Source organism: Rania fehmarnensis (assembly GCF_056494185.1).
The window spans coordinates 8,792,738-8,818,652 of the sequence record NZ_CM151398.1 but is presented as its reverse complement, the minus strand read 5'-3'; the positions used below and the strand labels follow the sequence as shown (position 1 = coordinate 8,818,652).

Here is a 25,915-nt window from a genome sequence, read left to right as displayed (position 1 = left end):
AGTCCTATAAATCATGGCACGTTACGACGACCTAAACACCGGAACGCTCGGATACTTGACGTTCATGAGCGTCATCCTGCTAGCCATCACGGTCTTGCTCCTGCAAGCCCTGACCTATAATTGGATTGATTGGCAAGAGGATTCCAAGCTGATCAAGCAGAGCTACACCTCTTCGGAGGATATTCTGCAATCGCAGCGAGATTCGCTGGCCAAGTACGACCACGTCGAAATTGAACTACCCCCACCGCCGCCTGCAGACGGTGCAGCACCTCCCAGCCAACCCGCGCCACCGGTTAAAGCCCAACGCTGGTACATCCCAGTTGAAAAGGCCGAGGCGATGCTGCTCGAACAAGTCAAAAGTAAATCGCCTAAGCCAGCTCCCAACACGTAGTAAGCCGCTGGCGTTAGCCACGGTTCCCCCTGATCTCGCTACACGATCGCGTTCGCTGTGGCGAAGTCATGGCAGCCCGGTAAACCAACAGTCTTAACCAGTTCGTTTAAAACCATGAATACCTTCTCAACTATCAACGCAATCGTTTGGCTGGCAGTGGCTTTGACCACTTTGCCCGGCACCGCGCATGCGCAGATGTTGAAGGACAACCTGCCGATGTCCGCTCAAGGCATCGAGGTCGAGGATCGTGTGGGAGAATTCATTCCACTGAACCTCTTATTCAATGACGAACGAGGTAACCCGGCTCCACTGCAACGTTACTTCAAGCCTGGCAAGCCGATCGTGCTGACGATGAATTACTCGGATTGCCCAGGCCTGTGCATGGCCCAACTCGAGAACCTGGTCGATACCCTGCGCGAAATGAATGGTGCCGGAATTGGTGACAAGTTCGACATGATTTCGGTCAGTATTGATCCGACCGAGTCGTTTACCAAGGCCGCCATGACCAAAAAGAAGTACGTGAATTTGTTGGCAGAGCCTGGGGCTGAGCAAGGCTGGCACTTCCTCACTGGCCAGCAGAAGTCGATTACTGCGCTGGCCAACGCACTGGGGTTCCGTTACTCCTACGACAAGGCCAGCAAGCGTTACAGCCACGCGTCGGTGACTTACTTTATCAGTCCCGAAGGTCGCATTTGTCGGTACTTCCTGTCGCTACGCGAGGAACCCGAACAATTCAAGTTTGCTCTTAACGATGCCAGCGAAGGCAAACTCGGTGCGAGCTTGGCTGACTCGTTCGTTCAGATGTGCTACTCCTATAATCCCGATGCCAACCGCTACACCGCTGACGGGCGACGTTTGCTCAGCTTCACGGCTGGGGTCACGGTGTTGATGATGCTGGGGCTGATTGCACCGTTCTGGTTTTCGAGCAAGAACAAACCGGGCGTAGCTGTGGTAACCCAGAACGACAACCAAGTTGACAATACTGGCGTGCAGAGCGCCGACAACGATACTCATTTACCAATTGATACAGATCCGCAACTTACTGCGAGACATGAGAGATGATGCCGCAATCGTGGCCCTTATTGGCTGACAAGCCGGCGACCCAATGGTTTCCGGAGCAAGCGTCTACTTTCGCCAAAGAAGTAGATGACTTCTACATGCTGATTTACTACATCTGCTTACTATTTTTCATCCCGATTGTAGTATGCATGGTGCTGTTTGTGATTTGGTATCGCCGGCGACCTGGTTACGAAGGCTCGTCGCTAGCCTGGCATAACAACCTGCTGGAAGTGACTTGGACTGTCGTACCAACCTTGATTGTCGTGTGGATTTTCGTGCGGGGCACCGAAGGGTATCTCGACATGATGCGTCCACCGGCCGATACGATTGACATCAACGTGACGGCTCGCAAATGGGCTTGGACCTTCCAATATCCCAACGGGGCTATTTCCGACGAACTGCACGTGCCGATCCATAAGGCTGTGCGTCTGCGGATGCGATCCGATGACGTATTGCATGCAATGTTTATCCCGGCCTTCCGCTGCAAAACGGATGTGGTTCCGGGGCGCGTGCAGACCATGTGGTTCGAAGCTATCAAAGAAGGCACCTTCGACATCTTCTGTGCTGAGTACTGCGGCGAGAAGCACAGCAATATGCTCAGCCATGTAACCGTGCATGATGAAGCGGCTTACGCTAAGTGGCTAGATGAGGCTAACAAGCCGCCTGAGGATCCGGTCAAACACGGCCTGTGGCTTTACAATCGAGTTGGCTGCAAGGGTTGCCATTCGATGGAAGAAGGTAAAGTTGTGGTCGGCCCCAGCTTCTCCAAGTCGTTCGGCGGAGAAGTGCAACTGTTCGGTGGTGGCTCGGTCAAGATGGATGAAAACTACATTCGCGAATCGATCCTCGAACCGCAGCGTAAGAAGCGGGTCGGTTTCGAACGAGCTTCCCAAATGCAGTCTTACCAGGGTAAATTGAAGGAAGAGCAGATCACCGCCCTAATCGCGTTGATCCAGTCGCTCAAGGACGGTGGTGCCCCGCCGGTCGAAGGCAAATAGGCCGCAACTTTAAATTTCAAATTCAGATTTGAAATTTCAGATACAAGTTAGCTTAATTACGGGCCGCCGGTCGGCCCAATACTGATACGAGGTTAATGGTTATGAGCGCAGTCGCAACACCCAGTGCAGGCGCAGCGCACGCACACTCGCCTGAGACGAATTATCTCAACGTCACCAAAGGCTTTTTGTCTTGGGCTTTGACCCTGGACCACAAACGCATCGGCTTGATGTATCTAGCTGGCGTACTAACCAGCTTTTTCGCTGGTGGTTTGTTGGCCTTGGCGATTCGAGCTGAGTTGTGGACGCCTGGCGTTCACTTCATGTCGAACAAGGTTTACAACCAGGTCTTCACGCTGCACGGCGCGATCATGGTGTTCTTGTTCATCATCCCCAGCGTACCGGCTGCCTTGGGTAACTTCCTGGTGCCCGTCATGCTGGGTGCCAAAGACGTGGCCTTTCCGCGACTGAACTTAGGCAGCTTTTATTTGTGGGTGACAGGCGCCGTTTTCTTCCTGTGCTCATTGCTGCTGACCGGACTGGATACCGGTTGGACGTTCTACACTCCATACAGCACTACCACCGAAGCTCAAGGCGCAGTTGTCTTCGCTACCATGGGTGTGTTCATTCTGGGCTTCAGCTCGATCTTCACCGGATTGAACTTCATCGTTACCATCAACACCATGCGTCCACCCGGGATGACTTGGTTCAAGATGCCGTTGTTCCTCTGGGCTACTTATGCAACGTCGATTATCCAAGTTCTGGCTACGCCAGTGCTGGGTATTACAGTGCTGCTGCTGACTGCCGAGCGCTTGCTAAAAATCGGTATCTTCGATCCCGCACTCAACGGTGATCCGGTGGCCTTCCAGCACTTTTTCTGGTTCTACTCGCACCCTGCCGTGTACATCATGATTCTGCCTGGCATGGGTATCATCAGCGAACTGATGAGCGTCCACAGCCACAAGACCATTTTCGGTTACACCCTGATTGCATACAGCTCGATTGCGATCGCTCTGTTTGGATTCTTGGTCTGGGGACACCACATGTTCACCAGCGGTATGTCGGAAGTGACGACGATCGTCTTCAGTGCTTTGACCTTTACCGTGTCGATTCCATCGGCCATCAAGGTGTTCAACTGGCTCTTTACGATGTACAAGGGTACGGTTCAGCTGACCACGCCGATGTGTTATGCGTTGGTCTTCTTGTTCTTGTTCACGATTGGCGGTCTGACTGGATTGTTCTTGGGTGCTCTGTCAACTGACCGGCACTTGCACGATACCTACTTCGTGGTCGCCCACTTCCACTACGTGATGATGGGTGGCACGCTGATCGCTTTCCTCGGTGGAATTTTCCACTGGTGGCCGAAGATGATCGGCAAGATGTACAACGAATTCTGGGGCCAGGTTTCTGCGCTAACCGTGTTCGTCGGTTTCAATCTGACCTTCTTGCCCCAGTTTGTGATGGGCACCCAAGGCATGCCCCGTCGTTATGCGATGTACGAAGAGGAGTTCACCTTCCTCCATCAAATGTCGACCGTCGGTGCCTTCCTGTTGGGCTTTGGTCTGTTGATCGCTGCGGGCGTATTGATCTCTTCGATCTTCACCGGTCGCAAAGCACCTCGCAATCCCTGGGGCGGTTCCACTCTCGAATGGCATTGCGATTCGCCACCGCCGCATTACAACTTTGAACATGCACCAGTCGTCAACGATCCGTATGATTTTACTCCGCTTGTTTACATCAGCCCTGAGAAGGGTTGGGAATACCGGCACGATGTAAAACCAGCGGTTCCAGCGCCTACCCATTAGTACTCATACCGAGCAAACGTAAACACAATGTCTGCGACTCTCGATCCTTCGACGCACCAGCCCGAGCATGATGACCAGCACGGTCATGACCATGCTCACATGCCCTTTCAGGCTCACCACTTTGATGATCCGGAGCAGCAGTTCGACTCTGGCAAGCTAGGGATGTGGTTGTTCCTGGTTACAGAAGTGCTGTTCTTCAGCGGCATGTTCTGCGCCTATGCGCTGTATCGCAGCTTGCATCCGGCCGTATTTGAATTTTCCAGTCAGTTCCTCAACGAGAAGCTGGGGGCATTCAATACCGGCGTGCTGCTATTTAGCAGCTTGTCGATGGCTTGGGGTGTACGTTGTGCTCAGATGCGTCAACGCACCGGGTTGGTGGTGTGCCTGGCGATTACGCTGGGCTGTGCAGCCATCTTCTTGGGCGTTAAGGCAATTGAGTATTCGCACAAGTGGGACATTGGTTTGCTGACCGCTGGTTTTTATCAGTCGCAAATGGCCCATGCCGGTGAGCATCACGAGGAAGGCCTTTCCAAGTGGCTGATTTACTTCAGCGTTTTGCCTGCCCTGTGCGCGGTGGGCTTCGGCGCTTGGTACGCCCTGGCACTGGTGAAGAAGGACAAAGCCACTGCGGAAATTGCTGGGCCATTTCTGGCAACTGCGCTGTGTTACTTTGTGGGCGTTGGGATTGGCATGTTCTTCCAAGCCCAGGAGGATGCCGAACTGGCTGCCCTGGCGGCTGCGGGTGGTCATGCTGAAGTTGGTGCTCATGAGCCAGATCATGCTCATGAGGTTGCAGACGCCCAAAAAATGAACGCGGATCAGACTGCTCATGGTGAACCGGCCAAAGGCGGAACATCCGTCGAAGCTCACACCGAAGCATCGAAGGATTTCCAACCTGGTGAACCAACGGATGCCGACGTTGACCAAAAGGGTCGCGCGGGTTTGTTCTTCAGCATTTACTATTGCATGACTGGCGTTCACGCTATCCACATCATTGGCGGTATGTTGGTGATGGGTTGGCTCTTGATTCGCGCCACGAAAGATCACTTCAACGAGCAGTACTTTGGGCCTGTGGACTACGTGGGTCTGTACTGGCACTTGGTTGACTTGATTTGGATCTACTTGTTCCCACTTTTGTATCTGATTAAGTGAGCGTACCGATGTCCGAGAACACCACTGCTGCGATCGAACATGCACATGACCATGGTCATGCCCATGACGGACATCACGGTTTCGCGCACCCGATGGCCATATGGAAGTTGCTAGCCGTTTTCTTTGCTCTGGTCTTTTTGACTTGGGTGACCGTGTACCAGTCGACGCTGGATACCGGTTCGATGGAAATTTGGCTGTCGTTGTTTATAGCGACAATTAAAGCAGCTCTAGTGATTCTGTTCTTCATGCACATGATTCACGAAAAGCCCTTCAATGCCATTGTCTTCATCAGTTCGTTCATCTTCGTGGCCCTCTTCTTGGGCTTTACCTTGATGGACGCTCATAACTACAAAGACTCGGTGGAACTGCAACCGCCACCTGTCGAAGCCACTCCGTAACGCGGAAGTCCCACCCGCTCCTCTTTGGAGTGCGGTGCCTCGGTACCGCTTTGATGTCCTAGCCCAACTCCAACCGTAGCCCGCTCCCGAGTCGTAGAGCGGCTGTCCCCAGCCGCTCAGCACTCGCTGAGCATGTTTCTTCAAACCGTTGGTTTCTTTGGAGTGCGGTGCCCGGCACCGCTTTGATGTCCTAACCAAACTCCAACCGCAGCCCGCCGTCCCTCTTTAGCTAGCATCAGGCCAGTCTTCGGGGACAGATCCCGGGTTCGTAGAGCGGTTGTCCCCAGCCGCTCAGCACTCGCTGAGCATGTATCTTCAAACCGTTGGTTTCTTTGGAGTGCGGTGCCCGGCACCGTCTTGAAGTCCTAGCCAAACTCCAGCCGCAGCCCGCTTAACCTCTTTAGCTAGCATCAGCCTGAATTCGGGGACAGACCCCCAGGTTCGTAGGCACCTAGACTCGTGGTCGGAAGAGACATGCTCAATAGGTGCGGAGCGGCTGAGGACAGCCGCTCTACATCCCCAGCTCTGTCCCCGCGGAGGCGGCGCTGGTGAAAATGGCAGTCGAAAAAACGCCAGCTTGGGAGCCAAAAAGTCGGCCAGCTGAAGATTCGGGACAGACCACGCAGACTCGTGGTCGGAAGACACATGCTAAGCAGGTGCGGAGCGACTGGGGACAGCCGCTCTACATTACCCACCGAGCCTGACGAAGCTGCGCTAGGGGCGAATCCTTTAGCACCTCATACCACACGGTCACCAGTGTTCCATCATCGCACTGAACCGTAGATGGGTAACCCAAATCTCCACCTACGCCATCGCTCGAGATCGTAATGGCAGGTCCCCAATGGCGGCCGTGATCTTCGCTTACTCGTACTTGAATGCCGAAGGGCTGGCGGCGATAACCGTACGACATCAATAGTCGTCCATCGCTCAGCCGCAATAAATGCGAAGGCAAGCCCCACACGCCGATTGTGTGCGGTTCGGTCCAAGTCTTGCCGCCATCGCTCGATTCGCACTGCAAGGTTTCGCCATCGTTGTTTTTGTTTTCGTTGCGAATCTGACAAACCAGCGTCCCATCAGCTGCTTCGACTGCGTGCAACTCGTGATACTGCGCAGTCGAATCTCCAGCCCGAGGTTTGAACGTGGCTAACCACTGCCAGCTTAACCCGTCGTCGGTCGATTCGCAGACTCCTACGCGACCATCACCGTACAAGTCCTTGCCAGGATATAGCAAGCGACCATCACGCGTTGTGATCGGACCATGTGGGCTGTCGGCTGGTACCGCATAACGAGCTGACCAGGTACGACCACCATCGGTGGAGCGCATCATGTAGCACCCCAACTCCTGCTTGCGTTCTTCCGAAGTCAAGCGAGAGTGCACTGCTCGCCATTCATCGACCAACTTCGGATCGGCGAACGCTCCTGGCTCACCCGGCTTAGCCTTCTCCGCTTTGGCCAGCATCGACTCGTAAGCCAGTGAGGTGAAAGTCGTAACCAGGATCGAACCCTTCGCCGTCTCCACCACGCCCGCATCGCGATCGTCGATTGGTCCATCACACAACACCTGAGGCCAGCCCCACGTAACTCCGTTATCCTTCGATCGCATCCATTCCAGTCGACCGAAAGGGCACACGTGTTGTTCGCGACCACCAGAAAAAGCTAACAGCAGTTCACCATTTTTGCGACGCGCCAGTGTTGGCCAGCCATGATACAGCGGCGGTTTCCAACTAATGACTCGCGTGTCCAAGATCTTCACCGGCGAAGTGGCCCCTGCTTCCTGCCCAACCGCTTGCGCCGCCAGTGGCAGTGCCACACAAGCCGCCAGTGCCGAACGACGATTCATCTTGAGCAACATGCAGGTATCTTTCTGAACAAGTGTGGTCGTTTGATTTGAACGTTTCGACTGGAACGCTTCAATATTAGTGAGTCATCGCATACGTGATAATGTTGATCCCCATAGGATAGGACCATGGTACCGAAAACGTCGCAAAGTATTCGTGATTCTCGCCTTCGCGTTCCCAGCCATCGCCCAAGTCATTGTTGTGGCACAGTAAGGCTACGATGCGATCGTCACCATCGTGGTAAGCTTGAAAGTGAGGCAGCTTGTCGCCCGGCGGGCCGCCATGATTGAATTCAAAGTTACTGCCCATGCGCCACGTCCGAATATCGGGCACTTGAGGCTTCTCTTTCAAATCGTAAACCAGATGAAAGATCGGATGCGATAGCGGCAAGTCGACGGGCTTACGTCCCGGCAAGACCTTCTCCATCTGAAACACCATGTTCTCCCATTCGGTTTCGCCCCAAAAGTCATCCACCATCATAAAGCCACCGCGCAGCAGATATTTCCGCAAACACTCAGCCTCTTCGTTGGTGAAATCCAGCGAGCCCACTCCATTCATAAAAATAAACGGATAGTCCAGCAGTTCGGGATCGGTCAGCTTCAGCACGCGACCGTTGGGATCGACAATCATCGTCGTCATTTCTTTCAAGCGATAAGAAAAATTCCAATCGCTATCGGGAAAATCATTGCTCCAGCGATTCCCCCAGCCGCCTGCGTAACGCGATGTATATTCGATGCGAGCAAAGGTAAACCCATCGGATCCAAAGCCATCTGGGTTGGTCCACATTGGAAACTCACTGCGGTCGGGCAATCGCCTCGGACCGCCACCACCACGCCCGCCAAACATCCCCGGCGGCTGAGCATAGGTTAGCAGCGGTATTGCCAACAAGGCAAGAATCAACCAAGAGTGCTTCATTGAAATTTATCCACTTGGCATAGAGACGTTTCTGAGCTCAACGTCGATCGCTGCTACAAATTTACTCGCAATACTTCTGCACATCCTTCAGTACGACCTTCAAAATCTCAACGTCCGAATCTGGACGACTCGCGCTCTTGGGATGCGTCTTCGAAGTCGCAATCCAACCTCGCAACTTCAGCCATTGAGCAGCCGTATGTTTGTAAGCTGGCACCGGCGCGCGAAACGCGAAGTTGCCCAAGTACTGCAACCAGTCGTTGACATGAAAAAACTCGGCGTTGCCTTCCAGCCAATACCGATCGCGCAGCGCAAAGAGATCTGGCGCCATCGTGCTTAGCCCCAACAGATAATCGCTGCCATACATCACCATGTCGATCGCCAAGTCATTCCCGGTCAGGACATGAAACTCAGGCCGCACTGAATCCCGCACCGCCAGCCGTTGCCATTCCAGTTGCCGATCCAGCGAACTATGCTTGGCTCCCATGCACTGCGGAATCGCAATCCACCGCTTATAGAAATCGAGCGAATAGATCTTTCCAAAGGGTGCGAACATCGTACCCAGTTCGAATCCGATAAAGCGTTCCGTATGTTTACCTAGTTCCGCATAAGCCTGAAACAGATCGTCATCATTCTGACTGGTCAGTCCAAAAGATTGAAAGATCACCGGCGTGCCACCATGGCGTTGAATCGAGTCGATCTGCTGCAGATACGCATCGCGCGCGAAGCCCGCACCCGGTGCATCGCCTACAAACGCGCCAGCTACAAACATGCGCTCGCCCGCCAACTCTTGAGTCGCTTTCAAGACGGCCACACGCGTCGATTCATCGATCAAGTTGGCATAGCCCGTATCCATATTGACTGCGGGCACCAAGCCCGCTTCCAGCGTGCGCGTCACGTGCTCGCGAAATCCCCGCCAGTCGATATCGCCACTGTCCACAAACGGCAATAGTATCGCCGACATCCCCAGTATCTTTCGCCGAGTCTGCCAGGCAGGCACTTGGTCGATCGAGTACACATGCGCAGAAGTCGTCATTGGCTGGTGGCTAATGCTCGTCATGGATGAGCTCGAAAAAGTGCACTTGGTCAGTAAAACAGAGTCCCTAAAGCCTAGCAGACCACCAACCCCCAAAGCAACTCCGTAGCCGAAGTCGCCAGACTTTGGACGCATCATGGTTACTCGTTTAACCCGTAGCCGCCAGGCGAGGCGCACCCAGTGTAGCGACTCAACAAAACCCCGTAGCCGAAGTCGCCAGACTTTGGATGCATCATGGTTACTCGTTTAACCCGTAGCCGCCAGGCGAGGTGCACCCAGTGTAGCGACTCAACAAAACCCCGTAGCCGAAGTCGCCAGACTTTGGACGCATCATGGTTACTCGTTTAACCCGTAGCCGCCAGGCGAGGCGCACCCAGTGTAGCGACTCAACAAAACCCCGTAGCCGAAGTCGCCAGACTTTGGACGCATCAAGTTTGACTCTACTTGCTTCAATCCACCTCAAATCGCTTTAAATACTCTTGGCGATCTACGGCTGCACCACTGGGCTGATTGGCCTTCAATAGCACGCACCGCCCAATCGCCAGCGCATCCATATCAGTCATCATGAAACACTTGTATGCATCCAGAGGCGTACACACGATTGGTTCGCTGCGAACATTGAAGCTCGTATTGATCATCGCCGAGCACCCGGTTAGCTGTTTGAAGTGCATCAGTAAACTATGCAGCAAGGGTTGACGCTGGTCATCCACAGTTTGAATGCGAGCCGATTGATCCACGTGCGTAACGGCAGGCAGTCCGGCACCCGGCAGCGCGGAGGTGACCAGTAACATATAAGGCGACTCAGCCCGCTGAGGCCAAACAAAATACCGGCCTACATCTTCAGCCAACACGATCGGCGCAAACGGGCGAAACGACTCCCGAAACTTGATCTTGAGGTTCATCACCGATTGCATCTGCGGACTGCGAGCATCACCTAAGATACTGCGACCACCGAGTGCGCGTGGCCCAAACTCCATGCGCCCTTGGAACCAACCAACTACTTTCTGCTCATTGATCCACTGAGCGACGCGCTGGCAAAGCTCATCATCGTCGCGGCACGTTTCAAATACTGCGCCCACGCTGGACAGCTGTTTCGCAATTGCGGCTTGATCGAACTCGGGTCCCAGCCGCGAAGCTTGCTGACTATCGAGTGCTTCGGGCACGCGCGGCCGATCCAGCAACTGATGCCAAACAAACATCGCCGCCCCGAGTGCACCGCCCGCGTCACCGGCGGCCGGTTGTATCCACATCTGCTCGAAGGGTCCTTCACGCAAGATACGCCCGTTCCCCACACAGTTCAGCGCTACGCCGCCGGCCAACACTAAATGCTTAGAACCGGTAATGCGATGCGCATGTTGTGCCATTCGCAGCATGACTTCTTCGGTGACCGCTTGAATCGAAGCTGCGAGATCTTTGTCACGTTGAGTGATCGCGGATTCGGGGCTCCGCGGCTGGCCACCCAACAACTTATGAAAGCGGCTGGAGGTCATCGTCAATCCTTGACAGTAGTTGAAGTACCGCATGTCCATGTGCAGTGATCCATCTTCTTTTAGATCGATCAGATGTTTGAGGATTAGATCGCGATAGATGGGCTGGCCGTAGGGTGCCAGGCCCATCAGCTTGTATTCTCCACTATTGACGCGAAAGCCGGTGTAGTAAGTGAAAGCCGAGTACAACAGACCGAGCGAATGTGGATAACGCAGTTCGTGTTTCAATTCGATCCGATTACCCTGCCCTACTCCGATACACGTCGTGCCCCACTCACCCACGCCGTCCATCGTTAAGATGGCCGCTTCTTCGAAAGGCGACGGATAGAACGCACTTGCCGCATGCGATTCATGATGCTCCGGAAAAACGATTCGCCCTCGATAGCCCGTCAGGGCCGATTTGATTTTGCGGCGCGTATACAGCTTGTCTTTCAGCCATACAGGTATCGCTTGGCGGAACGAGCGGTAACCGCTGGGCACCAAGGCCAGGTAGTTCTCGATCAGCCGCTCGAATTTGCGGAGCGGCTTATCGTAAAACGCCACGTAGTCTAAGTCGTTGGGAGACAACCCAGCCTGTTCGAGGCAATAAGCGATCGCATGGTGTGGAAATTCGGCATCATGTTTGCGCCGCGTGAAGCGTTCTTCTTGCGCTGCAGCCACAATGCGACCATCGACAACCAGCGTCGCGGCTGCATCATGATAGAATGCCGAAATACCCAAGATGGCCGTCATACTTCCCACTTCACTTATCGAACTCCACTTTTCAAACTTCAAACTTCAAAGCATGTCATTTCTTTTTGGTTCTCATGTATCTTGTCAAGGCGGCATCTTGTGCGGCATTGATCGCGCGGTTGAGGTCGGCTGCGATTGTTTGCAGATCTTTGTATGCCAACCGCGTCAATGGCCGGCCGCTAAGTCTTGCATACCCATCACGGCTCGGCCCACCAAAAAAGCGGCTGTCGGTTCCGGTAGTGTACCCGAGCCCACCACGGCTTTGACGCCGGATGAGTTGTCTAGTTTTCAGCAAGCGCTGGCCAAGCACAAGTTTCCCGCTCCTGTTGCTCACGCATCGTATCTGATTAACTTAGCCTCTGTGGCGGTCGAACAGTGGGAACGATCGATTGCGGCTCTGGAGACCGAATGGCGTCGTGCCGAAGCACTACAGCTTGCCGGACTGGTTATGCACCCCGGAGCCCACCTGGATGCCACTCCCGAGGTCGGTCTTTCGAACATAGTTCGAGGTATTGAGTTAGTCCATGATCGCATCCAGCCTCAGCATTGCCGGTTATTGCTGGAGAACACGGCAGGCCAAGGCAGTTGTTTAGGTTGGCGTTTCGAAGAGCTTGGTTGGCTCGTCAAGCGACTGAACCTGCCGGCCAGCATCGGCGTGTGCTTCGACACCTGCCACGCTTTCGCAGCCGGCTACGATTATTCGACGCCAGCCAAATTGAAAGCCATGTGGTCCGAGTTCGACCAGCACGTTGGCCTGGAATCGCTGCAAGCGATCCATCTCAACGACAGCCAAAAGGGCTTGGGCTCGAGAGTCGACCGCCACGAACACATCGGCCAAGGAGCCATCGGCGAAAAGCCCTTAAAGCTTTTTATCAAGTCGGCACCCGTGAAACACCTGCCGATGTTCTTAGAGACCGAAAAAGGCATCAACCCCGAGACCAACATCGACTACGACATCGAAAACCTCCAGACCCTCAGAAGAATGGTAGCTGTGGCATAGGCTTCCTGTGGCGTAGGCTTCCAGCCTGTGTCTTCCCTGTAGCCCAGGCTTCCAGCCTGTGTCTTCCCTGTAGCCCAGGCTTCCAGCCTGTGTCTTCTGTGTAGCACAAGCTTCCAGCCTGTGTCCCAACCACATTTCGTCGCAGCGTCCCAAGCGTCTAGCAATGCCCCAGCGATTTTTCGAGTTGAGTTTAGATTTTGGAGCCCACCTTTGTAGAAACTGGTGGATGGACTACAATCGCATACTTGATCGGCCGGCCTCCGGCCAGATCAAGCCGAACCGGTCCAGCTCGACGCCCCACCCCATAGGCGTCACTACCCGGAAGCCCTGCGGAGCTAAGTGTTCCCGCGAAGCTGACGGAGACCCCAGCTGTTCAAAGGTTCACTCGGGGCGTAGCGCAGCCTGGATTAGCGCGCTACCTTGGGGTGGTAGAGGTCGTGGGTTCGAATCCCGCCGCCCCGATTGATTTTCATCAAGCGAATCGTTGATAATAGGATTCCTGACGATGTTCGTCAGTGCATGCCTCTGATCAATGCTACGTGCGTCCAACCGTCGAAGACGAGTCAGTCGCAACGCGACAGATGCTCGTCAGTGGACTCAGTTTGCAGAAGCGATTTGACATACGACGACGCTACTGGCCTTGATGGCCACAATCTTCCAGCCGTCTCCCAGTACATCATTCTCGTAGCATAATCTGCCGCCAATGAGCGCGGCCGGACGCTGACCGCCTGTTATGATTGCAGAAACTGAAATCACTTTGGAGGCAGTTTCGTTGGAAACTACCGTATCGACCGACTCTACCGCTTGTGGTTGGAATGTGTCCTTCAAATCGATTGCGTCTGAAACTTCGGCAGTGGCTACCATAGTTCGAAAAGGATCGAACGAAGTTAACTGCTTCATATCCACTGTTGGAATTGGCAAGACAGTCTGGGCGGCGCTATCTGGTGTAGCCGAAACAGTCTTGGTCTCTGCGACTGTTTGTGTCGGGACTATGGTTGTATTCTGCGGCTCACAAACAGGTTTGAGCGATGTTGGCAGAACCGCTTTGAAAACTACAACAGCTAGAACGACTGCCAAGAATGAGGCCAAAGCATATTTCAATTTGCTGTTCGTAGCTGTTTTCACGATTTGGCCAGGCTTTTGTTGGGAGTTACGTGTTGAGCGGGCTTCTCAGTGAAGAGCAGCAAGTTGAATGTAACACTGAAGGTTAATCGTTTTTCGTCACGGGGGATAAATTCGACAACGGTTACTCGGTTCATCTGTGGACAATGACGCAACCGGTTGAGGAATTCAATCCCGGCCTGATACGGACACTGTAACGAGATCATGACACTTCTGGCCAATAACTCACCGCTTACGTCGCGCCCTGATGGTCGGAAGTCTTTGACTTCAAAGCCAACGGATTCGCTTTGTTCGTTGATCCACTGCAAGAACGTTGATTCGCCGAACTCCGGTCGGCTTCGTTGCTGAATCTGTTCAAAGAGCATTTTGGCCCGCAGGTAATCGTGAGATGTTTGGCTGAGGCATGCAAGGACTTCATCCTTGGTGTCTTCCAAATGCCTTGTTACAGCGATTTCGCGTTCAATGCGGTGGCAATCTTTAAATGCAGGATTGAGAAACGCGTAGCCACCACTCCCCAGCGCAGCAGATACTATGCTGCCTAGTGCAATCCATGTGTAACGGACATTGTGAATTGAGTTCATCGTCGTATTGCAATTACTGTAGAGACTACTGTTGGCAGCGAATTTGAAAAATGCGTTTGGCTCCGCCGCGTTCTCCGGCCGCCTGGGAACTCTCTAATTCAACCTTCTGAAATACTCGCGACTCATTTAATCGTGCTACGAGCATGGTTATTAGTCCGTCAACCGTTGATGAGCCGACTATCATTAACTGCTTGCGGATGACGGCCGACTTGCTACTAGTATTTCCGCTGCTGATCGCTTCATCCATCCTTAGTGAATCAATTTGAAGTTCAGCACCAAGTGCATGGCAACATTCCCCAACGGTCTGAATCAACGCCAGTGGTACTGCTGATTGTTCGAGGCGTTCCGCTTCCAGTGCGCGATCAAGAAAGGTTTTGCTCTCGCGGCGCAGTCGACTGATCTCGACTTCTGCAAAGTGAACCGGAGCTATGGAATTCATGGCAGCGTCGAGTTGCTGATTCAATTGGTGTCTGCGATGTTCAGCCAGTTCGTACCAGCATGTAAATCCAAGAATTGTCAGTAACCAAATTGCACACCAACGACGCATTTGAAGACGATGTTCGGTAGCTAGTCGATTGGCAATGGGTAGCAGATTGACTTTTTTCGTCACGATATGTCACCATACATCGTTAAGCCGAGTGCCTGCACAAAAATTGGCGCAAACGGCTCAGCTGATCGCCAATGCCATTTCATGGGCAAGCTTGCGAATGAGACGCTCATGTTTAGTTGCACGGCCAACCATTGATCAAGATTGCGGATCGCGGCGCCACCGCCGCATAGGACGACCTCATCTACAACATTAGCGCCGTACCGATGTTGCAGAAAATGAACCGTTCGCTCAAACTCAAAGACAAGACTCTCGAGCCAGGCTTCCAATTGAGATTGTACGAGGTGGTTTATGGGACTTCGATCGCGCTGAGTTTCATCGGCCAGGCCCCATCGCCAAATCAATTGCTCCGCATTCTCAATAGAAATGCCAAGAGTCGATGCAACGGATTCCGCTGCCGATTGGTTGGCAAAGTGAATGCGGTTTCGTACGAAGTCGGCGTTATCGGCACGAGCAAGTATGAAAGTGGCTTCGCCAGCCGAGATGTCTAGAATCAATCGACCGTTTGCGTTGAGCTTGTTTGCGCAAGTGGCACGCGCCAAAGCAAGTGCGGGTACGTCGATCGCCTCGCAGCGCAAACCTTTTCGGCTGATCTTTTTGGATAGTTGAGAAGAATATTCGCTGGAGGTCCAGGCTACGTAGGCTGACCTGTTCTTAGTCGTTTCGTCGACCGACCAGTAATCAAAAACCGCTTTCTCCGCAGAACTCCCTAGTAACTGCTTGACCGATTCGGCGATGAACTGATCTATGTCATGATTTTCTGATTCGGCAAATTCCAGGTGCTCATAGTCAACGAACGATGAGGGCAGCGATGTCAGGCATGTACCACCGGTAGTTTCAGCGTTATCGCTCAGCCATGGCAACAACTTCTCAGCTAAGGTCTCCGCGCTTTCTTGATCGTCTGGTGACAATCGCAGGCAACTAGCTCGCAACACTTCCCAACTGTCTTTCAGAGTGCGAGTAACAACAAGCTTGGCTGAATGAGTCCCGATGTCCAGACCAATCACTACTTTGGTGCGTGTCAGTTGACCAAGCATTGCTATTGCCCTCCCGCAGTTGATAGATCGAGAAGCGGCAGCATTACAGACAAGACGACAGCACCCACGATTACCCCTAGGACGACAATGATGGTTGGCTCGGCCAGTTTCACTGCGTCGCGCAACTTCTGTTCACCTTCTGATTCGTAGAATTCACCGATGGTCTGCAATACGCTGGCCAGTTGTCCATTGGCTTCAGCAATTGCGATCATCTCGATTGCCCCTTCAGGGATACAGATACTTCCTTCGAATGCGTCGGCAACGCCTTTGCCATTGGTAACCGACTCCTCAATGTCGTCGATCAGTGCTCGATAGCAACTATTACCAAGCGAATGGCGAGTCAAATCGAGAACATCGAGGATTGGCACGCCGCTCCCGAGCATGGCACCTTGCAGCCGGAACATGCGACCAGCCAAGAGGGCATTCGCAATCGTGTTCACGTACGGCAACGTCAGTAACAAACGATCAATACGCTGCTTGCCGCCTTGGGATCGCAATTGACCAACTATCACGACAGATAGAATGGCAATTCCAGAGACAACGAGCCACCAGTAGTTTCGGGCGACACTGGACGCGTCGAGTAAGAGCCTTGTAAGCGCCGGCGTGGGGGCGCGAGAGGCTGCGTAGATGCCCGAAAACTGTGGTAGTACAAAGAAAATCATGGCAGCCAATACCATACCGGTCACCAGGAACAGTACGAATGGATAAGCTAGCACAGACCGCAAGGAACTTTGCAATCGCAGTTCGTCACGTAGAATGACACCAAATCGGGATAGCACCTCAGTGAGTCTGCCCGATGCTTCACCAGCTGCCACAGAGGCGACCATGACACCACCAAAGCAATGACGCTGTGACTCAAGCGCAGCCGACAAGCAATCGCCGTTTTCGAGGCAGGCATAGACGTCGCCGAGTGCCTCGGCAATAGATTTGTTGGATGATCTCAGGTGAATGCTGCGGACTGCGTCGGCCAAATCGACACCTGAACGCAACATAATCGACATTTGGGTGACGATAATTAGCAGTTCGCGTTTGCTTAGCTTCTTGCCGTGCTGTGACGAAGTCGCTCGTCTCAGCGTCGCTGTGCGTTTGCCGGGAATGGACTTCGGAACTTGCGTATTGGCAAGCACGGTGGACGATTGGGAAGTACTTCCTTCACGTAGATCGCGTCTGGGCAAGATGCCAGTGGGCCTGATGCTCGCTGAATGGGTAGTTGCACTGCTGGTTGGTTGGAACACCGGAACACTATTCTCTAAATTGGTTGCTACTCGAACACTGCGACGCGCACGATTTCTTCAAGAGATGTGATACCATCCTCGGCGAGTTGAACGGCCTGTTGGGCAAGGGTGTGATAGCCGTCTCGACGGGCACAATCTCGAAGCGCATCCACTCGTGCTGAAGCATCTATCAAGTCGCGCATCTCACGCGAGACAGATAACATCTCGTAAATACCGACACGCCCTTGATAGCCTGAGTCGAAACAGCGTTCGCAACCGCTGCCGCGAATGAACGGGCGATCGCGGTCACCTTGATAACAAACCGCGTCGAACAATCGCTGGTTTGGAAAATAGTTGCCGCGGCAGTTCGGACAGATTCGTCGCGCTAGTCGTTGGGCAACTACGCCGAGCAGCGATGCCCCGATTTTGAACGGTTCGATGCCTAGATCCACTAGACGGGTTACAGCGCTGGCGCAATCGTTCGTGTGCAGCGTACTGAGCACTAAGTGGCCAGTCAGCGCGGCCTGTACGGCCGTTTCTGCGGTTTCGGCGTCGCGGATCTCGCCGATCATGATGATATCTGGGTCTTGCCGCAGAATGGCCCTGAGCGCTTTGGCAAACGTTAGGTTGGTGGCCACATTGGCGTGGACTTGATTGATCATATCCAATCGGTACTCGACTGGATCCTCGACAGTTACAATGTTGCGCTCTGATGATTTGAGCAATTCAATTATCGAATACAGCGTCGTCGTTTTGCCGCTGCCAGTCGGTCCAGTCACCAGCAACAATCCGTTGGGCCGCGAAACCATTTTCTGAAGCTGTTCCAGTTGGTTGTTCGGTATGCCCAACTCTTCCAGTCGAAAGGTAACGCTGGCTCGGTCAAGAATTCGCAACACAGCTTTCTCGCCGAGTACGGTGGGCAGCGTCGAAACACGTAAGTCAATTTGCCGTTGATCTACGACCACATGAATTCGGCCGTCCTGTGGCATGCGATGCTCGGCAATATCCAACTTTGCCATTACCTTGAGTCGCGATATGAGCGCAGCATGAAATTCGCGTTTCGGGCGAAGTACATCGCGCAAGATTCCATCCACACGAAAACGAACGGTCGAATGTTGTGGACCAGGCTCGACGTGGATATCGCTGGCGCGTTGACGTACTGCTTGGAGAACCATGTAGTTCACGAGATTGATTACTGGGCTACTGTCGCCGGCAGAGCCCATGCTATCCAGTTCAAGTCGCACGACTTCGTCATCCAGAGCAATCGCGTCACGTTCCATGTCGGCGGTTAGCGACTCGACTTGAAATCCTTCGCCGTATACTTGAGGAATTAATTCATCGAGGACCGGCCGTAGAGCCAACACAGGTCGTACTTGACAATCGGTGGCGCGCTCGATTCTGTCAATGTCGCGTAGATTGCGCGGATCTGCCATGGCCACGGTGAGCATCCCGTGGACACAGAACATGCCCAGGCAAGCGCAATTTTCTGCAAGATCCTTGGGGATGCGTTTGGCCGCCGCTGGGTCAATAAGTCCTTCACGCAATTGGACATGCTGCACGCCCAATTGTTCCGCGAGGAACGGCAGCAGATCAGATTCCTCGATGAAACCCAATTGGACGAGAGTTTCGCCAATTTTTTGCCCAGTCTTTTCCGCCAGCGCTGCCTCTAGTTCTGACTGCGAGATGATCCCCGCCGAAACCAATCGCTCTCCCAAGCGCGCCTTGGAACTGGAACGACTATGATTTCGCCTGTTGGGTTCGCGAACAAGCGACATGTCAGATAACAGGCTCATGATGCAAATGCTCCTGCAGCAGCCACCACATCCTTGAACTGATGGAGCCGGTTGTCGAGTCCAGTAACGCGTAGCACGTCACTGATTAAGGGACTCACGGCTGCAAGAAAAAGTTGTCCGCCACGGCGTTGGCATTGGGCTTGCGCATCGCAAATGAGTTCAAGACCAGCGCTATCCAACAATCGCACTCGCCTACAGTCCAGTATCACTTGGGAAAGTCGAACGTTGGTAACTGTAGAAACTTCGGCACTGATTTCCACAACTTCGGCACGTGTGAGTCGTTCGCCGAACTGCAGTACTTCGGCTGCTCCCTGCTGATATCTTTGAATAGCCATCTCCTGCCCCTTTAGTTGAACATCGAGGGCAAGGGAATCGTCATGCGAAACGTGCTGCCCTTGTTCAGCTCGCTCTCAACAACAAGATCGCCGCTATGCAACCGGGCGATCTCTTGTGCCAAGGACAGTCCCAGTCCGCTTCCGCTAATTCCGCGTACGCGATCATCATTGCTCCGGAAGAAGCGGTCGAAGATGCGCGGCAGCTCTTCAGCAACAATACCGATGCCAGTGTCTGTTATAGAGAACTGAATGCGTTCGTTGACCAGGTCAACTCGAAAGGTAATCTTCCCGCCGTCTGGAGTATATTTTACGGCATTTCCAAGCAAGTTGACTAACGCAGCACTTAGCTTGCTCTTGTCGACTGAGGCTTTAGGCAGCTTAGGTGGCAACTCCATGCGGAATTGCAGGTTTTTCTCGCGCATTTGCCCGTGAACTTTGCCAGCAATCTCTTCAATCATTCGACTCAAGTCGGTTTCGTGGCTTTCCAAAGCCAGTGCACCAGCTTGCATACGGCTAATATCCAGTAAGTCATCTACAAGTTGAGATAATCGCAATGACTCACTTTGAATGATGTTATAGAATCGCTTGCGACTTTCTGCGTCGACATCATGTCCAAGTTCTAACGACTCCGCATACGCACGAATGTTGGCCAACGGTGTGCGAAACTCGTGCGTTGCAGCCGCCAAGAAACGCTCACGCATCGCTTCCGCCAAACGTTGTTGAGTGACATCACGTATGGTCCAAACATAGCGATCTGGTCCAAGCAATCTTCTCGATGCGCGAAGCTTCTTGTCAGAGTTCCCATTGTTGAAAGACCATTCAACAGTCGCATGTTGAGTGGACGTATCAAGAAACTGCAGGGCGGTCGTTTCATCCAAAGAGAGGACCTCGACTAATTCGTGACCAATTAAATCACCAAGCGTGTCGCGCCCACTGACACCGAGCATCACTGTATTTGCATAAAGTACTTTGCCATCGGTATCCATTAAGACGACGCCTTCGACGAGCGCGTTGAGAATTTCGGAGCATTCTTGTTCGGGACTTTGGGTCAGATGCTTTTCAAGATTGTTCTGAAGCTGATCTAGCGTTTGCCAACTTCGTCCAAGTTCAACCAGTCTATTCCACCCAAAATCAGCAGGAGTGTTGCCAGAGGATGATTGAAGAGTCAAGCTACCCAATCTCTCGCGATCTGGCTGGCTTAGCTTCGCAAGCAGCGTTTCCCAACGGCACAACACAGCTAGCTCTTTGCCTATCAGGGAGCAACCAAGGATCACCGTTAACAATAACCCGGACGCAGTGTACGCAGATAATGATAGACCCTGGGTCGAATCACCTTGTGTGGCGGCAAAGTAGACGACACCACCGATGACGCAAGAGACTATCAAGTGGATGTTTAGCGCACGCAGTGCGCTAGCGTTTTGCAGAAGCGGTAACGGATTCATTTTGCTTTCCTCCGATTGATCCTAGGTCAAGCAAGTTGTTCGAATCTGGCTTCTGAATTGTGGCAACCAATTCACTCAAGCTGAAAGGCTTGTAGAAAACCCCGGCTAGTCCAAGTTCGGTTCGCAAATATTCGGAGTCAAGTTCGTAGGACTTGGCCGAACACAGTACGAGTTTTGCATGGCAGGAAAGCGAGCTATCGCGGGCCTTTCTTAGCAACATGTCGCCATTCATTCCCGGCATTTGATAGTCAGAAACCACTACCGCAAATGCGATCGAATCTAGCAGTTGCGATGCATTCCGACCATCGTGGGCGACATGAACTGCATAGCCTGCACGTGCAAGCGCTAGGCGAACAATGTCCGCGAGCGCGCGATCGTCTTCAGCCACTAACGCATTCGGTTTTTTCAAGGTGTTGGTCATGTTGGCTCACCTGGCACATTGTTAACGAGGTGAAAGACCAACTACCACGAGGAACCGGCAGCCGAGTTGCAGATGAACTGCCCCGAAACGTTGTCGTAGGCCCAGCTCTGAGCTCCGCTAGCTGAGAGAGCTGTACCACTGGTGGTGATTCGAACCGTATCGCCGGTGTTACCAATTTCCGATCGAGGAAATTGACCACTCAGCATGTTGGTCAAATCGGCCTTGAGGTCGGCTTCTGTTCCGGCTTCACCGGGCAAAGCTCCGTTTTGAGCGCGATAGAGCTGGATTGCATCACGAACAACCATCAACGAATGACGGGTTGCACTTGTGCGTGCGTTGGTCGCCGTGTCAAACATTTTTGGTGCAGCGACAGCCGCTAGGATTCCCAAAATCAGGATGACGATAACTAATTCGACCAATGTGAAACCAGATTTGCCCTGTTGACGAAAGGTACGCGCGTTTCTTATGTACATATTGCCCTCGGATATTACAAGACTTGAAACATTGACGGCGAGACAGCCCCGCTACAGCCGATAGATCTGTTCCAAGCGTCCTCTGCCCTCGAAAGAGCATTGAAATCTAGCTCAGTAATTGAGCAAAAATCGTTGCGGAAAATTTTTTCCCTATGTTCGGAGCCCATGTCTTTCCAGTGAGCCATATTTCTATGGTTTGTTTTGACGGGGCTGACGAAACTTCAGGTTTGTGATTGACGGGGCACAAGTAAATGGCGACTCAAGAGAGTGGAGTAACTCGGCTGGGGCGGGCTGCACAGATCCAGGCACAACTCCAAGAAGTGTTCGAAGGGCCGTTCGGATGTTGGACGAAGTCCGCGGCAGGCTGGCAGAACCTCCACATCTATTCAGTGGCTCCGGAGGCCCCAGGTCTGGAATCGTGCGACGCGACGCAGTGCTGGTTTAACGAAATTGGCCAGGTTCCGGACGGCATTCCGAGGTCATTTACGACATCCACAGGCCAAGCAATCGTCGCTGTATCCGTTCGCGAACAGGATGGGCAGACAGTCATTGTTGCTGGCTTAGTCAAACTCTCAATCGATGTACTCGCCTGCAAAACCGCGCAAGTGGCAGTCAAGAATGCTGAAGCATTGTCGGAAACGCAACTGCAGCAAGAACTGATCGACCAGTATGCGATGCGTTTGACCGACAGTTTCGAAGAGTTAACCTTCCTTCGTCGGCTCTCGCGTCACGTTGATTACTGCGTTGCCAACCGTTCGCTTGCAGAAGCCGCAGAGGCCATCTTGCCGCAGTTGTGCGAACTAGCGAGCTTGGAAGGGCTGTGCATCCTCAACGCCAATGCACACGCAGGTGACGCATTCGTCGGCCGGGTCGGGGTGGTACCTGATCCAGCTTGTCTAAGAAGTTACATTGATCAATCAATCGACAACCAGCGAAAAGTTATCGTCCGGAATTTCCATGGAACCATTGTCAATGTTCCAGCGGAAGCGTGTTCGGGAGTTCGGTCGATTGTCATAGTCCCCATTGAGAAGAGCGGCGAACATTTTGGCTGGCTAGCCGGCATCAACAAGCGACGGCCTTTATACACTCAATCAATTGATGCACTCGGCCACGATGAAATTGGTTCAATGGAGGCATCTTTGCTGGAAGCTACAGCGCTAATACTCGGTTCGCATGCCGCTAACAATCGGCTCTTCAAAGAAAAGGAAGCTCTGGTCGTCGACGTTATTCACACGTTGGTGGGAGTGATTGAAGCCAAAGATCACTACACCTGTGGTCACAGCGACCGAGTGGCGCTGATCAGTCGGCGAATAGCTATGGAGCTGGGACTGACTCCCGATGAATGCCAAGATGTGTTTTTATCTGGACTACTACATGACATTGGCAAAATCGGTGTCGCCGACGACGTTTTACTCAAACCCGGAAGATTGTCAGAGGAAGAGTTTGCGATTATCAAGATGCACCCCGAACGCGGTGCCAGATTGCTCTCAGGACTAAAGCCACTGCAGAAGTTGATTCCTGGCGTCTTGTATCATCACGAAGCCATGGATGGAAGTGGTTATCCCAATGGATTGGTGGGTCAACAAATTCCACTGATCGCCAGAATCTTGGCGGTGGCCGATACGTTCGACGCGCTCACTAGTGATCGCCCCTATCGCACGGGCATGAGTTTAGCCAAGGCAGAGAGCATTCTCGTCGAAGGATCTGGCAGTCAATGGGATCCTCGAGTAGTAAACGCCTTCTTCTTGGCTCGTCAAGATATTTTGGAAATTGGTAGCCAGTGGCAAGATCACTTGCGTCAGTTACTCGATCGAACTCAGGCCCACAACAGACCGGCTGTACACATCGCGGCGTCGAACAACGCGGGTATTGTTGCCAACGTCACACTTACACCTCTGGTCGGATGAATCCTGTGGTTTCATTTAGCTTCCATCGACGAGTCCTGCGAAGGTCAAGTAGCCCACTTGGAGTAACGCTGATAGATCTAACGATCTGCGTCATGGTCATGGGCATTTTGGCAGCTGTAGCTGCACCACGGTTTGCCTCGGCACTGGCTAAGATTCAATGCGAAGCCGTTGCCAAGCGGATCGCTGGTGATTTGAACTACGCTCGGAGATCAGCTATGCAAACCAGCCGGCTAGCCACTGTTGTGTTTCGCATGTCGCCGCCCGGATATGACATGGTCAGCGTAGAGGCCCCCAATTCTCCTGGGCAGAACTATGCGGTCAATCTGATAGATATTGATGCAAATGTTAGCTTGTCGGCAGTCAGTTTCGATGGAAGCTTGGCTATCAGTTTTAATAACTATGGTCGTCCACTGGTGGCAGGGCTACCACTGGTCAATAACCAGGTCACTGTGGCTTCGGGTGCCCACGCGTTTCAAGTGATAGTCGATGCTGGCTCAGGTGAGGCAAGTGTGCGTTGATGAATCGACTTGCGTCAACGAAGCAGACGACTGCTGCATGCCATCGCGGCCATCGGTATCGTAGAAATCGTCTTGGTCATACGCTGATCGAGCTCGTTATGTCATTGGCTTGCGCAACTGTACTGATGGCAGGTCTCGGTGCCGCTGTGGTTGTGTCGAGCAAAGCCTTTCGACCAGAATCGAGTGCAACGCACTCCAAGGTTGACTTGACGTTATCCAAGAATGATCTTCTAGCTGACTTGAAAATGGCAACCGGCTTTGTGGAACGTTCGGCAAGATCCGTTAGTTTTCTAGTTCCCGACAGAGATGGGGATAGCAAGCAGGAACGATTGGCCTACTCTTGGTCGGGCATTGTTGGCGATCCGCTGACCATGAGCTACAACAACTCTTCACCGATAGTTGTAGCTAACGATGTTCGCAAGTTTGCGCTTGACTACGCAACTTCAACGATACCAGGCATTGTGTTGCCCGCTGAGCAAACCGGTTCGCAGATCGTAATGCTTGTCAACGACTCAACCTGTATCTCGGCATCGGAAATGACACGAAAGTCCATCGTCGAATCTTGGAATTTCCAAGTTACCACCGTGGGATTGAACGAAGGAGTTGACCAACTGACTAAGGTCGCTGCGAGTGCGAAGGCCGTCTATGTCTGCTCGACAGTGGACGCTGCCAAGTTCGCAAACGTGGGATCAGCTCTCTGCAAGTTACCGATGGGAATACTGAACGAACACGGAGATCTTGCAGACGACATCGGTTTTGCGGGGGCCGTTGATGCCACCATGTCCATGTCGGTGACAGTTAGCGATGAAGCCCACTACATTACAGCGAATAATGTGGCGGGTTCCGCACTTGTTTGCATGCTACCGGTCAAGATGTTCAAGTTGACAACTTCTCCATCACCCGATCTAAATTCCCTGGCAACCATATCAGGTAATCCTGTTTTGGTAACAGTGGATCCGGGCATGGCTTTACATGATGGTAGGACGGCAGCGGGCCGACGGGTAATGATCCCATGGTCCGATTCCACAACCAGTCAATTGATGTTGAATAACACAGGACTAGGGCTATCGCAACGAGCCCTTGAATGGGCTACCGGACTTGGTTCTGTTACCGTTGTGCTCAGGAATTTTGGCTACGAATCTATCTACTCTTCTAGCGTCAACGGTCAAGCAAACAACCAAATCGCGACGCGCGTGCCGTTGTCTGAACCTGGAAAACTTAGAAGCATTTCTGCCTATGTCGGAGGAACCTCCAAGTTAATTCGAGTCGCTCTTTACTCCGATCAATCGGGCGAGCCCGGAACGCTATTAGCTCAATCAGAAACTGGTAGTTCAACTTCGGCCATGGGTTGGGTCAAGTTGACAATGCCAGATACAGCCTTGGCTGGCGGCTACTATTGGCTCGCCTTGGCACTGAATGACTCAGACCAGGTTTACAGATCCAACACCGGCGTCACAAACGCTGGTATCCGCACAAAAAATTACGACGGTGTCGACAAGGGCTTTGCCGCCACCTGGGGTTCGAGCAAATCTTCGAAAGCAGGTGCCGTGTCGATATTTGCAACCTTCGAACCAACTAAGCCTTAGAAACCACCGGGACCACTATGCCTGTCCGACAAGACTGTTCTTCAAAACGACGTGGGTTATCGTTAGCTGAAGTT

Annotated in this window: 24 protein-coding genes and 1 tRNA gene; 11 read left to right on the top strand and 14 right to left on the bottom strand. The window is 52.9% G+C overall.

Going from position 1 to position 25,915, the window contains the following annotated elements; translation table 11 throughout:
- Positions 1-13: 13 nt before the first annotated feature.
- The 6 genes from SH573x_RS29815 to SH573x_RS29790 all read left to right on the top strand — a co-directional run bounded on the left by SH573x_RS29815 (position 14) and on the right by SH573x_RS29790 (position 5,800).
- On the top strand, positions 14-391 hold the full coding sequence (locus tag SH573x_RS29815; protein WP_479351837.1) for a hypothetical protein: 378 nt from the start codon (positions 14-16) through the stop codon (positions 389-391).
- A 114-nt stretch (positions 392-505) separates the two neighbouring features.
- Entirely contained in the window at positions 506-1,453 is a 948-nt protein-coding gene (locus SH573x_RS29810) for an SCO family protein (protein ID WP_479351835.1), read from the top strand.
- Complete coding sequence (gene coxB, locus SH573x_RS29805) at positions 1,450-2,448, top strand: cytochrome c oxidase subunit II (protein WP_479351833.1); 999 nt, start codon at positions 1,450-1,452, stop codon at positions 2,446-2,448. Before SH573x_RS29810 ends, coxB begins: the two co-directional genes overlap by 4 nt.
- Before the next feature lie 101 nt (positions 2,449-2,549).
- The gene (locus SH573x_RS29800; RefSeq protein WP_479351832.1) at positions 2,550-4,250 is read left to right on the top strand and encodes a cytochrome c oxidase subunit I; all 1,701 of its coding nucleotides are present in this window, start codon (positions 2,550-2,552) and stop codon (positions 4,248-4,250) included.
- A gap of 27 nt (positions 4,251-4,277) precedes the next feature.
- Entirely contained in the window at positions 4,278-5,402 is a 1,125-nt protein-coding gene (locus SH573x_RS29795; RefSeq protein WP_479351830.1) for a cytochrome c oxidase subunit 3, read from the top strand.
- 8 nt (positions 5,403-5,410) lie between these two features.
- Positions 5,411-5,800 (top strand): cytochrome C oxidase subunit IV family protein, encoded by a 390-nt coding sequence (locus tag SH573x_RS29790; protein WP_479351828.1) that lies wholly within the window; start codon positions 5,411-5,413, stop codon positions 5,798-5,800.
- Between the two features lie 682 nt (positions 5,801-6,482).
- Here SH573x_RS29790 and SH573x_RS29785 read toward each other — a convergent pair.
- From SH573x_RS29785 to SH573x_RS29770, 4 genes are all read right to left on the bottom strand, one after another.
- Complete coding sequence (locus SH573x_RS29785; RefSeq protein ID WP_479351826.1) at positions 6,483-7,652, bottom strand: sialidase family protein; 1,170 nt, start codon at positions 7,650-7,652, stop codon at positions 6,483-6,485.
- Between the two features lie 64 nt (positions 7,653-7,716).
- Complete coding sequence (locus SH573x_RS29780; RefSeq protein WP_479351824.1) at positions 7,717-8,553, bottom strand: DUF4159 domain-containing protein; 837 nt, start codon at positions 8,551-8,553, stop codon at positions 7,717-7,719.
- Between the two features lie 61 nt (positions 8,554-8,614).
- Positions 8,615-9,610 carry a dihydrodipicolinate synthase family protein gene (locus SH573x_RS29775; protein ID WP_479351822.1) on the bottom strand — a complete coding sequence of 332 codons (996 nt, stop codon included), beginning with the start codon at positions 9,608-9,610 and terminating at the stop codon, positions 8,615-8,617.
- A gap of 425 nt (positions 9,611-10,035) precedes the next feature.
- Positions 10,036-11,805 carry a carbamoyltransferase family protein gene (locus tag SH573x_RS29770; RefSeq protein WP_479351820.1) on the bottom strand — a complete coding sequence of 590 codons (1,770 nt, stop codon included), beginning with the start codon at positions 11,803-11,805 and terminating at the stop codon, positions 10,036-10,038.
- A gap of 52 nt (positions 11,806-11,857) precedes the next feature.
- Here SH573x_RS29770 and SH573x_RS29765 point away from each other — a divergent pair, with 52 nt between their 5' ends.
- On the top strand, positions 11,858-12,805 hold the full coding sequence (locus SH573x_RS29765; protein WP_479351818.1) for a deoxyribonuclease IV: 948 nt from the start codon (positions 11,858-11,860) through the stop codon (positions 12,803-12,805).
- 386 nt (positions 12,806-13,191) lie between these two features.
- A tRNA-Pro gene (locus SH573x_RS29760) sits at positions 13,192-13,267 on the top strand.
- Positions 13,268-13,402: 135 nt separating this feature from the next.
- Here SH573x_RS29760 and SH573x_RS29755 read toward each other — a convergent pair.
- From SH573x_RS29755 to SH573x_RS29710, 10 genes are all read right to left on the bottom strand, one after another.
- A complete protein-coding gene (locus tag SH573x_RS29755; RefSeq protein ID WP_479351816.1) occupies positions 13,403-13,930 on the bottom strand; it encodes a hypothetical protein in 528 nt (175 codons plus the stop codon).
- Entirely contained in the window at positions 13,927-14,508 is a 582-nt protein-coding gene (locus tag SH573x_RS29750; RefSeq protein WP_479351815.1) for a hypothetical protein, read from the bottom strand. The genes SH573x_RS29755 and SH573x_RS29750 overlap by 4 nt, the downstream gene beginning before the upstream one ends.
- A gap of 25 nt (positions 14,509-14,533) precedes the next feature.
- Complete coding sequence (locus tag SH573x_RS29745; RefSeq protein WP_479351814.1) at positions 14,534-15,118, bottom strand: PilN domain-containing protein; 585 nt, start codon at positions 15,116-15,118, stop codon at positions 14,534-14,536.
- A complete protein-coding gene (pilM, locus tag SH573x_RS29740) occupies positions 15,115-16,152 on the bottom strand; it encodes a pilus assembly protein PilM (RefSeq protein ID WP_479351812.1) in 1,038 nt (345 codons plus the stop codon). Before pilM ends, SH573x_RS29745 begins: the two co-directional genes overlap by 4 nt.
- A 2-nt stretch (positions 16,153-16,154) precedes the next feature.
- Positions 16,155-17,327 carry a type II secretion system F family protein gene (locus tag SH573x_RS29735; protein ID WP_479351810.1) on the bottom strand — a complete coding sequence of 391 codons (1,173 nt, stop codon included), beginning with the start codon at positions 17,325-17,327 and terminating at the stop codon, positions 16,155-16,157.
- 86 nt (positions 17,328-17,413) lie between these two features.
- Entirely contained in the window at positions 17,414-19,159 is a 1,746-nt protein-coding gene (locus SH573x_RS29730; protein WP_479351808.1) for a GspE/PulE family protein, read from the bottom strand.
- Positions 19,156-19,494, bottom strand: coding sequence for an STAS domain-containing protein (locus SH573x_RS29725; protein ID WP_479351807.1), 339 nt, complete (start codon positions 19,492-19,494; stop codon positions 19,156-19,158). Before SH573x_RS29725 ends, SH573x_RS29730 begins: the two co-directional genes overlap by 4 nt.
- 11 nt (positions 19,495-19,505) lie before the next feature.
- A complete protein-coding gene (locus SH573x_RS29720) occupies positions 19,506-20,936 on the bottom strand; it encodes a sensor histidine kinase (protein WP_479351805.1) in 1,431 nt (476 codons plus the stop codon).
- A complete protein-coding gene (locus tag SH573x_RS29715) occupies positions 20,905-21,357 on the bottom strand; it encodes a response regulator (protein ID WP_479351803.1) in 453 nt (150 codons plus the stop codon). Before SH573x_RS29715 ends, SH573x_RS29720 begins: the two co-directional genes overlap by 32 nt.
- A gap of 41 nt (positions 21,358-21,398) precedes the next feature.
- Complete coding sequence (locus tag SH573x_RS29710; RefSeq protein ID WP_479351801.1) at positions 21,399-21,830, bottom strand: type II secretion system protein; 432 nt, start codon at positions 21,828-21,830, stop codon at positions 21,399-21,401.
- Positions 21,831-22,081: 251 nt separating this feature from the next.
- Between SH573x_RS29710 and SH573x_RS29705 the strand changes: the two genes are divergently transcribed.
- From SH573x_RS29705 to SH573x_RS29695, 3 genes are all read left to right on the top strand, one after another.
- Positions 22,082-23,737 carry an HD-GYP domain-containing protein gene (locus SH573x_RS29705; RefSeq protein ID WP_479351799.1) on the top strand — a complete coding sequence of 552 codons (1,656 nt, stop codon included), beginning with the start codon at positions 22,082-22,084 and terminating at the stop codon, positions 23,735-23,737.
- A 92-nt stretch (positions 23,738-23,829) separates the two neighbouring features.
- Positions 23,830-24,255: a pilus assembly FimT family protein gene (locus tag SH573x_RS29700; RefSeq protein WP_479351798.1), complete on the top strand. Its 426-nt coding sequence runs from the start codon at positions 23,830-23,832 to the stop codon at positions 24,253-24,255.
- A 98-nt stretch (positions 24,256-24,353) separates the two neighbouring features.
- Complete coding sequence (locus SH573x_RS29695; protein ID WP_479351796.1) at positions 24,354-25,841, top strand: hypothetical protein; 1,488 nt, start codon at positions 24,354-24,356, stop codon at positions 25,839-25,841.
- Positions 25,842-25,915: the final 74 nt, after the last annotated feature.

Coding starts and splice junctions, on each gene's coding strand:
- SH573x_RS29815 (WP_479351837.1), top strand. CDS start 14: ATGGCACGTTACGACGACCTAAACACCGGAACGCTCGGATACTTGACG.
- SH573x_RS29810 (WP_479351835.1), top strand. CDS start 506: ATGAATACCTTCTCAACTATCAACGCAATCGTTTGGCTGGCAGTGGCT.
- coxB (WP_479351833.1), top strand. CDS start 1,450: ATGATGCCGCAATCGTGGCCCTTATTGGCTGACAAGCCGGCGACCCAA.
- SH573x_RS29800 (WP_479351832.1), top strand. CDS start 2,550: ATGAGCGCAGTCGCAACACCCAGTGCAGGCGCAGCGCACGCACACTCG.
- SH573x_RS29795 (WP_479351830.1), top strand. CDS start 4,278: ATGTCTGCGACTCTCGATCCTTCGACGCACCAGCCCGAGCATGATGAC.
- SH573x_RS29790 (WP_479351828.1), top strand. CDS start 5,411: ATGTCCGAGAACACCACTGCTGCGATCGAACATGCACATGACCATGGT.
- SH573x_RS29785 (WP_479351826.1), bottom strand. CDS start 7,652: ATGTTGCTCAAGATGAATCGTCGTTCGGCACTGGCGGCTTGTGTGGCA.
- SH573x_RS29780 (WP_479351824.1), bottom strand. CDS start 8,553: ATGAAGCACTCTTGGTTGATTCTTGCCTTGTTGGCAATACCGCTGCTA.
- SH573x_RS29775 (WP_479351822.1), bottom strand. CDS start 9,610: ATGACGAGCATTAGCCACCAGCCAATGACGACTTCTGCGCATGTGTAC.
- SH573x_RS29770 (WP_479351820.1), bottom strand. CDS start 11,805: ATGACGGCCATCTTGGGTATTTCGGCATTCTATCATGATGCAGCCGCG.
- SH573x_RS29765 (WP_479351818.1), top strand. CDS start 11,858: ATGTCATTTCTTTTTGGTTCTCATGTATCTTGTCAAGGCGGCATCTTG.
- SH573x_RS29750 (WP_479351815.1), bottom strand. CDS start 14,508: ATGAACTCAATTCACAATGTCCGTTACACATGGATTGCACTAGGCAGC.
- pilM (WP_479351812.1), bottom strand. CDS start 16,152: ATGCTTGGTCAACTGACACGCACCAAAGTAGTGATTGGTCTGGACATC.
- SH573x_RS29730 (WP_479351808.1), bottom strand. CDS start 19,159: ATGAGCCTGTTATCTGACATGTCGCTTGTTCGCGAACCCAACAGGCGA.
- SH573x_RS29725 (WP_479351807.1), bottom strand. CDS start 19,494: ATGGCTATTCAAAGATATCAGCAGGGAGCAGCCGAAGTACTGCAGTTC.
- SH573x_RS29720 (WP_479351805.1), bottom strand. CDS start 20,936: ATGAATCCGTTACCGCTTCTGCAAAACGCTAGCGCACTGCGTGCGCTA.
- SH573x_RS29715 (WP_479351803.1), bottom strand. CDS start 21,357: ATGACCAACACCTTGAAAAAACCGAATGCGTTAGTGGCTGAAGACGAT.
- SH573x_RS29710 (WP_479351801.1), bottom strand. CDS start 21,830: ATGTACATAAGAAACGCGCGTACCTTTCGTCAACAGGGCAAATCTGGT.
- SH573x_RS29705 (WP_479351799.1), top strand. CDS start 22,082: ATGGCGACTCAAGAGAGTGGAGTAACTCGGCTGGGGCGGGCTGCACAG.
- SH573x_RS29700 (WP_479351798.1), top strand. CDS start 23,830: ATGGTCATGGGCATTTTGGCAGCTGTAGCTGCACCACGGTTTGCCTCG.
- SH573x_RS29695 (WP_479351796.1), top strand. CDS start 24,354: ATGTCATTGGCTTGCGCAACTGTACTGATGGCAGGTCTCGGTGCCGCT.